The sequence below is a fragment of the Micromonospora sp. NPDC005171 genome (genome assembly GCF_040608575.1).
Lineage (GTDB): Bacteria > Actinomycetota > Actinomycetes > Mycobacteriales > Micromonosporaceae > Micromonospora.
In genome coordinates this window covers 786272-799150 of record NZ_JBEXIM010000001.1, presented here as the reverse complement: position 1 = coordinate 799150, position 12879 = coordinate 786272, and the positions used below count along the sequence as shown (strand labels likewise).

Here is a 12879-nt window from a genome sequence, read left to right as displayed (position 1 = left end):
TCGACGGTCACCTGGGTTGAGGGTCGTCGGTGCCGCCCGTCGTCGGTGCCGGCTTGCCGCCCGTAGTTCCGGTGAGCCCGTATACCTCTGAGTCAGATAAATACCTCTGAGGTATACCGCCTTCGACCGACCCGGCCTCCCGCATCCCCGGCACGCCGAGCGAGTGATCCTCCGTCTCGTGAAGTCGGCCGGTCCTGGTCGGCGCATGCTCGGCGGCCGGTTGGGCATGGGCAGGGTGGGGCCGGCGCGACGTGGGGTGACAACTACGCCGAATGTAGGTTTTTTTTCGCATAAGACCGTTTGATGTAAGGATCGCTCGACTACGTTCGTCTTGGTGGCAGCGAGGGCGGCGGAATCTTCTCCGACGGCGTCTTCCACCTCCGGCAGGGCAAGGTCCACCACAACGAAGCCGGCCAACGGGGTGGCGGCGTCTTCACCCAGATCGGCCAGTTCGTGGCCGAAGAGACCTGGATCAGCGAGAACGTCGCCAGCACGAACAGCACCATCGAAAACGGCGGTGGCATCTACAACACCAGCGGCAGCGTCGTACTGCGCCGCACCCACGTCGACCGGAACCGGGCCATCGGCTCGAGCTCCCAGGGCGGCCGGATCTACAACAATGCCACGCTCACTCTCACCGAGAGCAAGGTCACCGACAACATCTCCACCCTGGCACCCGGCGGGATCTTCAACGACGGCGGCCAGGTCACCGTGGACCAGAAGACCGTCATCAGCGGCAACCGGCCCACGAACTGCACACCCAGCTCACCGCCTGCGCCCAACTGCTTCGGTTGATCATCCGATCGCCCGGCACCCGGGCGGCAAGAGGTAAGGGGGCAGGTAGGAGCATCCGGTCCCGCACAGGTTCGGTCACGAAGATCGGACCTGCGGCGGGACCGGATGCCGTCCACCGGGATCCCCGGCTTCCTGCTTTCGCATCATCGGTTGCGTCGAGGAGCCGGCCGCCGCACACGTTGCGGGAGGTCAGGACCTGCCGGCGTAGGTAGTCGAGGTTGTCGGCCTCGGTCAGGATCGGCATTCCCGATAAGACGGTTCGGCGGAGTGCCGCAACGCTCCACTGGGCGGGCCGGACGCCGTCACAGCCTGAATCCAGCCGAACCTGGAGGCGAGGGCGGGCGGGTCCGCACGACCTGCCCGCCCCCAGCGAGCTCTCGGCACGGCAACGCGAGTGCGTTGCCGCGCCAAAGCCAGTTACCGCCGTCGCCGACTGGGCTCCGGGATGTTCGCCTCAACCTCTTCGTGACGGACCTGCTCGTCGACCGGCTGGTCCTGGACCACCTCGTCCTTGGCCAGACGGACACGCTCGACGGGCACCTGCTCCTTGCCCACCACGGGCCGCTCGGCGCGCAGGGTCATTTCCTGCTCACTCTCTCCGATGTCGGCCCGAGTGTTACCCGCGTTCGCGGCGGTGATCGGCTCGCGCTGCACATAGGCCTCGTCGTGCTCAACCGGCACCGAGGTGTGCACGTCCTCGGTCACCACGTACTTGCGCAGCACCGCCTTGCCCGCCGGCTGGCTCTGCGTACCGACGCGCAGCCGCTCCTCCGAGCGGATCACATCGCCAGCGCTCTGCGGAGCCTGTCGCGGCGGCTGCTGCTGGATCCGGTAGTGCGCGAACAACTGCGCGGTTTGTTCGGCGTTCAGCGGCTGGTCGGTGTCCGGCTGCACGGTCGGAGCGCTCTTAACCGTCGCCTTGTCGTGGGCGACCATCAATCGCCCGTCGCGCATCCGCGCGTCAACCAGCGGAGCCATCGACTCGTGATGACCCATGACGCCGGTCTTCACGCTGACCCACGTCGGATACCCCTCGGCGTCGGCCCACACCTGGCCGACCTTACCGATCTTGGCACCCGACTGGTCCTGGACATCCTGGCCGTACAGCGAACGCACCTGCTCGTCAGTGAGTCGCATCGATCGTCCTTCCTCTCGCGTGTCCACCCGCCGCGTACCCGAGCACACCCACGCCACGCATGCCCAACCGCCCTCGTCCAGCCGAGGCCGCAGCCCGTGGCAGTCGAGACGAGCGTGCCCTGCGGGCATGACCAGCGACCGATCGGGCAATTACGACCGACCTGCGGCCGACGCGTCGGACGGTGGCGCCGTGAACCTGGATGGCCAACTGAGGCATCACGCCCGGCACAGATGCTGAACTTTCTGGAAGGGCAGCCACAACGGCCACGACGGGCCAGCCGATCCACAGCTGTTTAATCGGCCCACGTCGACGGAATCGGTGATCCCCATTTGCGGCGCCGCTCGAACCAGATCGGACACACTCGGAGCCACACGGACACGCCGGGACGGAGGGGATGCTCGTCGGACGCGCAGCCACCGAGCAGCCAAACGTCCACGAGGGACAGAACGGCAGAGAGCGTGACTCGCGTTTCCGCAGGTCACGCTCTCTTGATCTTGTGCGCCCGAAGGGACTCGAACCCCTAACCTTCTGATCCGTAGTCAGATGCTCTATCCATTGAGCTACGGGCGCTTGTGCTCAGCCAGTCTACACACCCGGCTTTCGCGCGGAGACTCCGGGATTCGAACCCGGGAGGGGCTTTAAGACCCCAACCGCATTAGCAGTGCGGCGCCATAGACCAGACTAGGCGAAGTCTCCCTGGTGATCCTCAGACCACCGCGCCCGAGGATACAGGTCGCCACCCACCGGGAGCAAAACGACTTCCGGTGTACGCCCACCGGCGTCCGCCCGCCCCCGTGTTTCAACGCTGTGCGTCGGCGTGATCGGGACTACGCTCCATCGATATGCAGGAGCAGCCGCCCAGCGAGTCGACCCGTCGAGAGCCTGCTGAACGAGCGCGTCGGCGCTCCCCACGGGCCACCTTCCGGCCGCCGATCGTGGCCGAGCAGCCCACCGAGGCGGTGGAGCCGGCGGAGACGGCGCCGCCGGCAGCCGCTCCGGGGGGACAGCGTCCTCGACGGGCCAAGGCTGCCCCGGCTGTGCTCTTCCAGCCGCCGGAGCCGGACCGCGCCCTGCCTCGACAGCCCCGACGCGCACCGACCGAGCTAAGCACCGAGGCGAGCGCGGAGCAGCCGGAACTGCCGGACGGCGATCAACCAGGCCCCGCAACAGGCGTCGCACCGACACCGCCGAAGGCCCGGATCAACCCCGTTCGGAAGGCTGCCCCTCGGAAGGCAGCCGAGACGCCTACCGAGGTGACCCCGGCCCCGCCGGCACCACGCAAGCGCACCGCAAGCCCCACCAGAGCGGCAAGGACCACCAAAACAGCTAGCAGCACCAGAGCCGCGAGCACCACCGAAGAGGCGAGCCCGACCGAAGAGGCGAGCGCCGCCACTCCAACGACCCCGGCCAGAGCCGCAAAGACCACCAAGCGCGCGGTCACCCCACGCAAGAGCACCACGCTGACAGAGCCCGCCCCCGAACCCGTGGCCACGCAGCAGACGACACCCGCCACGCAGCAGTCGACACCCAATGAGCAGCAGACGACACCCACCGAGCAGCAGCTGGCACCGGCAGCACCCGCCGCGCGGCAGGCTGAGCCGGCTCTGAGGCGTACCCCGGAATCGGAGCTGCGCGCGGTCGCCGCGCGCGTGCTCGACCACCCGGGCTTCGCACCGGAGCTGTTGGCTCTGGCCGCGGTGCGGGCGTTCGGGCCCGGCGCGGCCGGGTGGGCTCTGGGGTTGCGCACCCGGTATCCGGACGCGTCAGCGGACGGCCTGGCCCGGTTGGCGACCCGACGGTTCGTCCGCTCGGCGAGGGCGGGTGGGGCGACGGCCGCGCTGGCCGGCTTCTTCGCGCCGGTGGCGGAGTTGGCTGCGGTGCTGTGGACGCACTCGGAGCTGGTGCTGCACCTAGCCGCCGCGTACGGCGAGGATCCGACGCATCCCGACCGGGCCGTCGACCTGTTGGTGCTGACTCAGGTGCACCCGGACCGGGCGAGCGCGGCGGCTGCTCTGGCCGCCGCCGAGTCGGCGGGCGATCCGGTCGAGGGGGCGTGGCCGCGGGCGGCGGAGGCGGCCTGGCGGCTGGCCGCGCCACTCACCGCGCAGGCCGGCGGTTGGGTGGCGTTGCGGCTGGTGGCCCGGTTGCTGCCGGGCGCGGCGGTGCTCGCGGCGGCGTTGGGTGACGCGGCGGCGGCCGACCGGCTCGCGGCCCGGGCGGTGGCCGTCTACCGACCCGACCGGCGTTGACCGGTCAGAGCCAGTCGAACCATTCCCTGGGCAGCAGCGCGTAGCCGACGAAGGCGAACACGTCGAGCAGTGTGTGCGCGATGACCAGCGGCATCACCCGCCGGGTGCGCAGGTAGAAGAGGCTGAACACGACGCCCATGATCGCGTTGCCGACGAACGCGCCGAAGCCCTGGTAGAGGTGGTACGAGCCGCGCAGCAGCGCGCTGGCCGCGATGATCGCGGCGAGCCGCCACTGGAGCTGGCGCAGCCGGGTGACCAGGTAACCGACCACGATCACCTCCTCCAGCACGGCGTTCTGCACGGCGGCGAGGATCAGCACCGGGACCGCCCACCACACGTCCGGCAGCGAGGCCGGCACCAGCGTGGCGTTGAGGCCCAGGTGGGCTGCCACCCAGAACAGCGCCAGCCCGGGTAGGCCGATCAGCGCCGCCAGCCCGGCTCCGCGTGCCACGTCCTGACCGGGCCGCCGGGCGTCCAGGCCGAGGGTCCGCGCCGGGTCGCCGGGGTCACGGCTGAGCAGGTGTACGGCGAGCAGCACCGGCAGCAACGCGAACACGATGCCGAGCAGTTGGTATGTGAGGTCCAGCCAGGGTCGGGCCGACGCCGAGGTGTTCAGCGAGGCGGTCTGCTTGGAGAGCGGACCGTCGGCGGTCAACTTCGCGATGATCGAGACCACCGCGTAGATCGCGGACTGGCCGAGGGAGAGGCCGAGGACCAGCAGCGCCTCGGTGCCCAGCAGTCGGCGGGACACCGGGCGGGTCAGCTCAACGGTCACCGCACCACTCTGCCCGACGGGCGGCACCCGGGACACAGCCGACCGGGCAGCGTGAGCCGATCGCACATTCTGTGCGACCGGTCGACACTCTCCGTGGAGATTCTATGGGCGCCCAAACCGCTGCCGTCTGGAGAAGGAGCCCCCGTGGACGACCTCGCACGGTTGCTGAAGGAGAGCTGGACCCTGGTCGAGGAGGATCGGGTCCGGCTGAGCGGTCACTTCTACGCCCGGCTGTTCCTGCTCGACCCCGCCCTGCGGCAACTCTTCCCGGTGCAGATGAGCGGTCAGGGCGACCGCCTGCTCGAAGCGATCATCACGGCGATCCACACGGTCGACGACCCGGAGAGCTTCGACGAGTTCCTCCGGGCGCTGGGCCGCGACCACCGTAAGTACCACGTCGACGAGCAGCATTACGCCACGATGGGCGTCGCACTGCTGGACGCGCTGCGCAGCACCGCCGGCGACGGCTGGAACCTGGAGTACGACCAGGCGTGGCGAGAGGCGTACGCGGCGATCGCCGCCCTGATGGTGGCCGGCGCCGCCTCCGACGACGACCCGCCGTTCTGGCACGCGGAGGTGCTGACCCACGAGCGGCACGGCCCGGACACCGCCGTGCTGACCTGCCGAGCCCTGCAGCATCCGATGCGCTGGCAGGCGGGGCAGTACGTGAGCCTGGAGGTGCCGCGCTACCACCCCCGGGTGTGGCGCAACTACTCGGTGGCGAACGCCCCGAACGACGACAACGTGCTGGAGTTCCACGTCCGGTCTCCGGGGGCGGGCTGGGTGTCCGGCGCGCTGGTGCGTCGGGTACGGCCCGGTGACCTGCTCCGCCTGGCGGCGCCGATGGGGTCGATGACAGTGGATCGCACCTCGGAACGGGACATCCTCTGCGTGGCCGGCGGCGTCGGGCTGGCGCCGATCAAGGCGCTGGTGGAGGAGTTGACCACCTTCAACCGGACCCGGTGGGTGCACGTCTTCTACGGTGCCCGGCAGGCGGCCGACCTGTACGGCCTTGCCGGGTTGCAGGAGCTGGTGGCCGTACACCCGTGGTTGTCGGTCACCCCGGCGTGCAGTGAGGACCCGGACTTCGACGGCGAGCAGGGCGAGATCACGGAAGTGGTGGCCCGGTACGGCCCGTGGACCACGCACGACTGCTACGTCTCCGGCGCGGCCCGGATGGTCCGGTCCACCCTGCGGGTGCTCGCCGCGGACGACGTGCCGCCGCCGCACATCCGCTACGACACCTTCGGTGACCTCTAGACGTTCCTCCCCCCACGCCGGGGCGCGTGCCTCTGCCCCCTGGGGCACGCGCCCCGGCCCCTTCCTGGTCAGTAGCGCCAGGGGTGCCCTGTCTCGCGGTATTCCTCCACTGGCACCAACGGCACGCCGGGTGCCATCCGGTCGACGTAGAGGCTGCCCTCCAGGTGGTCGATCTCGTGTGCGACCAACCGGGCCATGCCGAACTCGAACGACGTGATGATTCGGCTGCCGTCCCACTGGGCGTGCTCCACGTCCAGTCGCAGCGGCCGGGGCACCAGACCTCGGTGGTCGAAGAAGGAGAGGCAACCCTCGTACTGCTCGTCGGTCTCCAGGTCGGCGTCGACCACCCGGGGGTTGAGCAGTACAACCGGTTCCGCCGACCGGTCGGGGGGTCGCACCACGGCCGCCGCGCGGCCGATGCCGAACTGAGGCGCGGCGACACCCACCCCCTTGCTGAACGGGTGCAGCTCGTCGAGCCGGGCCAGGGCCATGGTGAGCCGGTCGACCACGTCCCGGGCGACGTGTTCCTCAGCGGGCAGGTCGAACGGGCGCGCTCGCTGACGGAGCAGGTCGTCCCCGCGTTGCACGATGCCGAGGCCGCGCATCCGGTCACTGGGTCGGACCCGGGAAGCGCCGGGGCCGATGTCCGGTTCGTTGTCCGGGCGGGCGCGGAACCGCCACTGCATCCGGTACCGGGCGTTCAAGGGCGGGTCGTCGGTCTGCCAGTCGTAGATCGCCCGGTCGCCCTCGTCGTGCCGCTGCGGCGCCGTCCGCAGCGGGCCCTCCTCCGCGCTGAGCGAGGTCTCCACGCCCCAGACCTGCGGGTCGAGCGCCGCGGGCAGATCCAGGCGTACGGCGAGCTGCCGGGTGGGCAGTCGGACGGCTCGCTGGAACCAGGGGCCCCACTTCTCGGCCCCGACGCTGTAGGCGTACTCGATGGTGGCCCGGTCGCCCGGGTAGAGGGGAAAGCGCCGCTCCTCGTTCTCGAAGAGCAGCCAGATCTCCTTGAACGCGTCCCGGTCGTGTTTGGCTCGCCAGTGCATCGGCTCCGGGTCGCCGCCGCCGTCGTCTCGGTGGGCCTGGATCTGCAGCTCGGCGAAGGTGAGAGGGTGCTCCCGGTGGTGCCGGTTGGATCGGCCGGGGTCGTTCGGGTAGCGGTCGACGGCGACCCGGACCAGGTAGCGGGTGACCGGCTCGGTGCCGGCGTTGTACAGCTCACGGTGGATGACGCACCGGTAGCCGTCGTCGGCGTGGGTGAGGGTGGCCAGCTCCCGTTCCACGACCAGGCCGGTGCCGGGCGGCAGCCACTGTCCCGGCAGGTGCGACTCGCGCTGCGGCTGACCCGTCCGGGAGTGCCGTAGGTCGTCGTACTCCCGGAAGCGCTGCCAGATCGCGCCGCTGGCTTCCAGGACGGCCTCTGCGCGGCGGGCGAAGTCTTCGGTTGGGCGGTGCCGGCGCCCCTCTACGTGGCTCACGTAGGACGGGTCGAACCCCATCAGGACGGCCAGCTGCTTCTTGGACAGCCCGCGCCCGGTCCGTTGCCGGGCGAGCTCGGCCGCGAAGGAGTCGGCAGCCCGTTCGAGGGGTGAGGTCGTCATGTGCTTCCTCGGGGCCGGGGATATAAGTTTCACGTTCTGTGCCCGAGCGCACACGCATGTGGCATGTTTTCGACACACCGCTTGACAATTCACCGATGACCATCGATTGTGTCGCCGCGTTTCCCAGCCCTGACTCCGGGTAGTACGCGAAGCACTACTCCCCTCGGATGCGGAGTGACCTGGGCCTCTGGGATGTGACCAAGGTGAGGCTTCCCTTACGACCGGGGGTCTGGTTAGGCTAGCCTTAGCTCAGGACGGCACTGGTTCGTCCGCCGGGGCGCACTCCTCGGTCACACAGACAGGGGACGACTCAGGTGACAGCGGTGATGCCGAGGCGGGAGGCCGCCACCACGCCACTCGCTCCGGTCACCGCAGCGCTCCGCGCCATGTTCGGCACCGACGACCTCCCCGGCCTCGCCCGGGGCCTGCTGGTCGACGACGAGCTCGGCTGGGCGCCCGCCACCACCCTGATCGACGGCAGCCGGCTGCCGGAGCTCCTGAACGGCGCAGCCGTCCGCTGGGGCGGCACCCCGCACGCCTGCGCTGCGCTGGCCTGGAAGTCGTACAGCTACTGGGCCGCACTGCCGGTCGTGCTCGGCTGGGCCTCCGCCCGCCGGGTGCCGCTGCTCGATCCGGCCGACCTGCTGATCCACTTCGAGGACCATCGGCAGCTGCTCACCATGGGCCTGCGCCGGGGCACCACAGTCGCGGTGCTGCCGAACGATCCGCTGGCGCTCGCCGGCCTGCCCGAGGTACGGGTCGTCGCCGACGAGGCGGAGCTGCTGGCCGCACTGCGCGCGTCGCTGCTCGACGCCCACCTGATGCCGCTCATCACGGCGATCCAGTCCGAGGTCCGGGTGGGCACCCGGACCCTGCTCGGCTCGGTCGCCTCCGGCATCGCGCACGGCATCCTGCGGGCCGCGGACGGTCTTCCCGGTTCCACGGTGCAGAGCATCGACACAGTGCTCGGCGCCCTCGACCTGGCCGACCTGATCGAGTTGGTGCCCGGGCCTACCGGTGAGCCGACCGTGCAGCGCCGCACCTGCTGCCTCGCCTTCACCCTGCCCCGACCGAAGGTCTGCCAGGGCTGCTGCGTCCGCTAGGCCGCAGCTGGGTGGTGGTGGCCCCGGGGTCAGCCCGTCGGCGACACCGCCGCCGCACGGGTCAGTCGGTGAACGACCGGACGTCCCACACCCACACGCCGCCGGTGAAGACCGGTTGGATCCCGGTCAGCTCGGTCATCCCCCGACGCAGCGCGGCCTCGTGCTCGTGTGGCCCGAGGATGACCACCCCCGCCCGCCAGTAACGCAGGTCGTCGACCGCTTGGACCCGGCTCTGCGGGGTGATCGGCGGCACCGCGCCGGTGCGCCGGATGGTGGCGAAGAAACTGCTGGTGGGGCGGGGAACCGCACCGAACAGCGCAACCTTCGGCGGGTCGGCGTTCGGGCGGGTGTCCGGGCCGAGGAAGTAACCACGCGCCAGCGGCATGTCCAGCCGGGTCGTCGCCGACCAGCGCAGCGGCTCCGCGTACGTGGTGTCCGGCAACGGCAGGGTCACCACACTGCGCCCACCTGTCACGTAGGGCCGCCACGCCCCACTGGTCACGAAGGTGGGGACCGGGTCGAGGCGGGCCACGGGTAGCGGGGTGGGGACGATCGGCAGCAGGGCCATCGTGAGCATGGTGGCGGTGACGAAGCGGACCTGGCCCCTGGCGGCCGGGTGTGCGCCGGCCAACTCGCGGGCACGTTCGGCGCCGTAGGCGAGCAGGAGCCCGATGATCGGGGTGATCGCCAGCGCCCAGCGCGTCGGCACCACCGAGTGCAGGATAGGCAGGTTCTCCAGCGCCGCCCAGGGGCCCGGCACACCCGTATCCCGGTTGTCCAGGCGGACCTCCCGGCCCAGCGAGAGCACCGCGAAGAGCAACCCGAGCGCGGCCAGGGCGAGCACCACGATCGAGCGGCGCAGCCACCAGACCAGGGCGATCACCAGCACCAGCAGGCTCCAACCGAAGAAGCTGTTCTCCTCGGTCGGGTTCTTGGCCAGACCCGCGGCGGTGCGCGCGCTACCGGCGAGTGATTCCCTGGAGTACGCGACGAACGAGGCCAGGTCGCTGGAGTAGCCGCGGATCAGGCGGGACAGCCCGGAGTACGCGTCCGGTCCGAAGAACTGGACGTACAGGGGGTACGCCAGCAGGAGTCCGGCGATGCCGGCGGCGACGGCCAGGCCGGCGAGGAAGGGTCGGGCCCGCGACCGCAGATCCGCGCGACCGAGGGCGAGCACGGCGATGACCACGCCGAGACCGATCGCGGTCATCAACAGGATCTCCAGGTTGAGGAACGCCTGCCAGACGATGACCAGCGCGAGCAGGACCCCGTTGCGCAGCCAGCGGCCCGGTTCGCCGAGTCGTAGCGTGCGCCAGATGATCAACGGGACGACGAACTGCGACACGATGTTCGGGTGCCCATTGGCGTGCGACACCATGGCCGGCGCGAACGCGCAGAAGCCCGCGCCCAGCCAGGCCGGCCCCCGGCTGCCGATCAGGACCCGGGAGAGCACGAAGTACCAGGCAGTGGCGGTGGCAATCAGGCCGGCGGTCAGGAAGAGCAGAAATGACGCCCGAGGCCCGAACAACAGGGTGACCGGCGTCAATGGCAATGAAATGGATAATACGGACGTATTGGCCATCAGATTCACGCCGTCGGGGACGTTCATCTGATTGGAATGGAATGGATACGCAAAGTGCGTGACTACTCGCGCTCCGTGGGCCATCATCCATTCGAACTGCGACTGATCGGACTGGTTGTCCCGCACATCACTGCTCGGGTCCAGCCAGAGTCGGCCGGTTACCCAGAAGCCGAGCACCACGAAACTCAGCACGGCGGCCAGATCGGCCCACTTCTCCCTCCGGGAAGGCCGCACGGCATCGGAGGTCCCCTCCGCCGGCGAAGCGGCGGCCGGGCCGCCGCTGCCGCTGGGCACGTCCGGTTCAGGAGTAGTCATGACAATTCATAGGGTAGTCAGCGCATGGCACCGCCGTGACATGTTTCGGGGTACTGCCGTACTATGTGCCGGGTTCGCCGACCGCCGATCACGAACCCACCCCCCGACCACAATTCGGCCACCCCGATGCCTCGATTCTTTCGCCGTCCCAGCGGATGATTGACTCTGTCGGTCCAGGCACCGGTCGAGTTCATATCGTGAGGAATCGACGCATGGCAGAAATCACTGGGGATCAGCGCGTGCAGTCCGAGGTCCTGGAAGGCCTGGCAACCGCTGTCAACCACCGTCGCTGGTTCATCGAACTGGCCGTGCCGTACCTCGGCGACGACCCGATCGAGATCGGCAGCGGCCTCGGTGACTACGCGCTGGAATGGTCCGAGCGGTTGCCCCGGTTCACCGCCACCGAGGCCGACCCGGACCGGCTGGTGCAGCTCAAGGAGCGCCTCGCCGACCGCCCGAACATCGACGTCCGGCAGATGCTGCTGCCGCACAACGACCGCGGCGACTACAGCGCCGCCGTCTCGTACAACGTGCTGGAGCACATCGAGGACCACGTTGGCGCGCTCCAGAGCATGCGCGACCTGGTCCGACCCGGCGGTGCCGTGATCATCATCGTGCCGGCGTTCCAGTTCGCGATGGGCCCTGCCGACATCGCCACCGGGCACGTCCGTCGCTACACGAAGAAGACGCTCGGGGCGGCGATGACCGAGGCCGGCCTGACCATCGAGAAGATCCACTACGCGAACGCGCTCGGGCTGATCGGCTACTTCATGGCCACCAAGGTCTTCCGGCTGATGCCGAAGGAGGGCCCGATGGTCAAGGTGTACGACACCCTCGTCCTGCCCGCCACCAAGGCCGCCGAGCAGTTGGTCCTCCCACCCTTCGGCCAGTCCGTCTTCGCCGTAGCCCGCGTCCCAGCCTGACCCGGGCCGCCGTCACCTCCGTTGATCATGGAGTTGTGGTGCCTGTTTTACGACATGGCAGGCGCTATGTCACCCACCACAACTCCATGATCGACTCGGCAGGGCAGACCGCGGGAGCTGGGGGCGGGGTTACTCCTTGATCTGGTACGTGGGGCGGATCACCGCTCTCGCCAGGGTGTGGAACGTCAGGTTGAAGCCGACGTAGGCGGGGGTGGCGTCCGGGGTCAGGTCCAGGCGGTCGACGTCCAGGGCGTGCACCGCGAAGACGTACCGGTGCGGGCGGTCACCGGGCGGCGGAGCCGCCCCGCCGTACCCCTGATCGCCGTAGTCGTTGCGGACCGAGAACGCCCCGCCGAGGTCGGTGCCCGCCGCGCCGCCGGCGCCGGTGGGCAACTGGGTCACGCTGACCGGCACGTTCACCAGCACCCAGTGCCAGAAACCGCTGCCGGTCGGCGCGTCCGGGTCGTAGCAGGTCACCGCGAAGCTCTTCGTCTCGGCGGGGAAGTCCGACCAGGTCAGCTGCGGCGAGACGTTGTCGCCCCCGGTGCTGCCATGCGCGTGCCGGGCGTCCATCGGCTCGCCGTTCTGCACGTCGTCGCTCGTCAGAGTGAACGAGGGCAGCGTCGGCAGCAGCTCGTACGGGTCCGGGGCGATCGGTCGTTCCAGGGTCATGGGGACGCGTCCTTCCGATGTGCGGAGATACCAGCCCCTTCTTACCCCGCCACGGCCCTCCCGACGACCGGAAGCACGCGCTGACCGACTGTGGTTTCGCGGAGCTACGTTTGAGTTCGGGCAACGTTCCGCAGGGGGAACACCGTGGCCGGCATCTGGCGGGACTTCGTGGTAGCCGTCTTCACCGCGTTCCGCCGCCGGGACGAGCGAGCCATCGCCGACGAACGCCGACGCGCGGTCGAGCTACTGGCCGAGGAGACGATCCGCCGGGAGCGGCAGGCTACCGACCCGCCGGAGTGACCGGGGACGCGGCGCACCGGACCGGCGCCACTCACCCGCACCAGATCCACTCGGCATTCAGGAAATCGCGGCATCCGCGTGGCCCGAACACCCCGACTTTCGGGAAGTCGAGTGGATCAAGGTGGCGGAGGGTGTGGGATTCGAACCCACGAAGACATCGCTGCCTTAC

General features: G+C 69.7%; 11 protein-coding genes and 2 tRNA genes. 6 read left to right on the top strand and 7 right to left on the bottom strand.

All coding sequences use genetic code 11. The annotated features are described in order from the left end of the window. Window positions 1-453 precede the first annotated feature (453 nt). Window positions 454-795 (top strand): hypothetical protein, encoded by a 342-nt coding sequence (locus tag ABZU74_RS03755; RefSeq protein WP_355418096.1) that lies wholly within the window; start codon window positions 454-456, stop codon window positions 793-795. 417 nt (window positions 796-1212) lie between these two features. Here the strand turns inward: ABZU74_RS03755 and ABZU74_RS03750 are convergent, their stop codons facing one another. From ABZU74_RS03750 to ABZU74_RS03740, 3 genes are all read right to left on the bottom strand, one after another. Then, window positions 1213-1932 carry a PRC and DUF2382 domain-containing protein gene (locus ABZU74_RS03750; protein WP_355418093.1) on the bottom strand — a complete coding sequence of 240 codons (720 nt, stop codon included), beginning with the start codon at window positions 1930-1932 and terminating at the stop codon, window positions 1213-1215. Window positions 1933-2430: 498 nt separating this feature from the next. Beyond that, window positions 2431-2503, bottom strand: a tRNA-Arg gene (locus ABZU74_RS03745). Between the two features lie 35 nt (window positions 2504-2538). Beyond that, window positions 2539-2629 (bottom strand) — tRNA-Ser (locus tag ABZU74_RS03740). Between the two features lie 788 nt (window positions 2630-3417). On the opposite strand from ABZU74_RS03740, the gene ABZU74_RS03735 reads away from it, so the two are divergent. Next, entirely contained in the window at window positions 3418-4182 is a 765-nt protein-coding gene (locus ABZU74_RS03735) for a hypothetical protein (protein ID WP_355418091.1), read from the top strand. 4 nt (window positions 4183-4186) lie between these two features. Here ABZU74_RS03735 and ABZU74_RS03730 read toward each other — a convergent pair whose 3' ends face one another. After that, window positions 4187-4957: a CPBP family intramembrane glutamic endopeptidase gene (locus ABZU74_RS03730; RefSeq protein ID WP_355418088.1), complete on the bottom strand. Its 771-nt coding sequence runs from the start codon at window positions 4955-4957 to the stop codon at window positions 4187-4189. Window positions 4958-5101: 144 nt separating this feature from the next. On the opposite strand from ABZU74_RS03730, the gene ABZU74_RS03725 reads away from it, so the two are divergent. Continuing rightward, window positions 5102-6217, top strand: coding sequence for a globin domain-containing protein (locus tag ABZU74_RS03725; protein WP_355418085.1), 1116 nt, complete (start codon window positions 5102-5104; stop codon window positions 6215-6217). Window positions 6218-6285: 68 nt separating this feature from the next. Here the strand turns inward: ABZU74_RS03725 and ABZU74_RS03720 are convergent, their stop codons facing one another. Next, complete coding sequence (locus tag ABZU74_RS03720; protein WP_355418082.1) at window positions 6286-7815, bottom strand: peptide deformylase; 1530 nt, start codon at window positions 7813-7815, stop codon at window positions 6286-6288. A gap of 326 nt (window positions 7816-8141) precedes the next feature. Between ABZU74_RS03720 and ABZU74_RS03715 the strand changes: the two genes are divergently transcribed. Further along, window positions 8142-8918 carry a hypothetical protein gene (locus ABZU74_RS03715; RefSeq protein WP_355418079.1) on the top strand — a complete coding sequence of 259 codons (777 nt, stop codon included), beginning with the start codon at window positions 8142-8144 and terminating at the stop codon, window positions 8916-8918. 61 nt (window positions 8919-8979) lie between these two features. Here ABZU74_RS03715 and ABZU74_RS03710 read toward each other — a convergent pair whose 3' ends face one another. Beyond that, the gene (locus ABZU74_RS03710) at window positions 8980-10815 is read right to left on the bottom strand and encodes a hypothetical protein (RefSeq protein ID WP_355418076.1); all 1836 of its coding nucleotides are present in this window, start codon (window positions 10813-10815) and stop codon (window positions 8980-8982) included. 212 nt (window positions 10816-11027) lie between these two features. Here ABZU74_RS03710 and ABZU74_RS03705 point away from each other — a divergent pair, with 212 nt between their 5' ends. Next, window positions 11028-11738 (top strand): class I SAM-dependent methyltransferase, encoded by a 711-nt coding sequence (locus ABZU74_RS03705; protein WP_355418073.1) that lies wholly within the window; start codon window positions 11028-11030, stop codon window positions 11736-11738. Between the two features lie 129 nt (window positions 11739-11867). On the opposite strand, the gene ABZU74_RS03700 is transcribed toward ABZU74_RS03705, so the two are convergent. Next, a complete protein-coding gene (locus ABZU74_RS03700) occupies window positions 11868-12410 on the bottom strand; it encodes a YbhB/YbcL family Raf kinase inhibitor-like protein (RefSeq protein WP_355418070.1) in 543 nt (180 codons plus the stop codon). Window positions 12411-12554: 144 nt separating this feature from the next. Here ABZU74_RS03700 and ABZU74_RS03695 point away from each other — a divergent pair, with 144 nt between their 5' ends. Further along, on the top strand, window positions 12555-12710 hold the full coding sequence (locus ABZU74_RS03695; protein WP_355418067.1) for a hypothetical protein: 156 nt from the start codon (window positions 12555-12557) through the stop codon (window positions 12708-12710). Window positions 12711-12879: the final 169 nt, after the last annotated feature.

Bases quoted from the DNA above. Each gene is read 5' to 3' on its own strand.
- ABZU74_RS03710 (WP_355418076.1), bottom strand. From the start codon at position 10,815: ATGACTACTCCTGAACCGGACGTGCCCAGCGGCAGCGGCGGCCCGGCC.
- ABZU74_RS03720 (WP_355418082.1), bottom strand. From the start codon at position 7,815: ATGACGACCTCACCCCTCGAACGGGCTGCCGACTCCTTCGCGGCCGAG.
- ABZU74_RS03750 (WP_355418093.1), bottom strand. From the start codon at position 1,932: ATGCGACTCACTGACGAGCAGGTGCGTTCGCTGTACGGCCAGGATGTC.
- ABZU74_RS03705 (WP_355418073.1), top strand. From the start codon at position 11,028: ATGGCAGAAATCACTGGGGATCAGCGCGTGCAGTCCGAGGTCCTGGAA.
- ABZU74_RS03715 (WP_355418079.1), top strand. From the start codon at position 8,142: ATGCCGAGGCGGGAGGCCGCCACCACGCCACTCGCTCCGGTCACCGCA.
- ABZU74_RS03700 (WP_355418070.1), bottom strand. From the start codon at position 12,410: ATGACCCTGGAACGACCGATCGCCCCGGACCCGTACGAGCTGCTGCCG.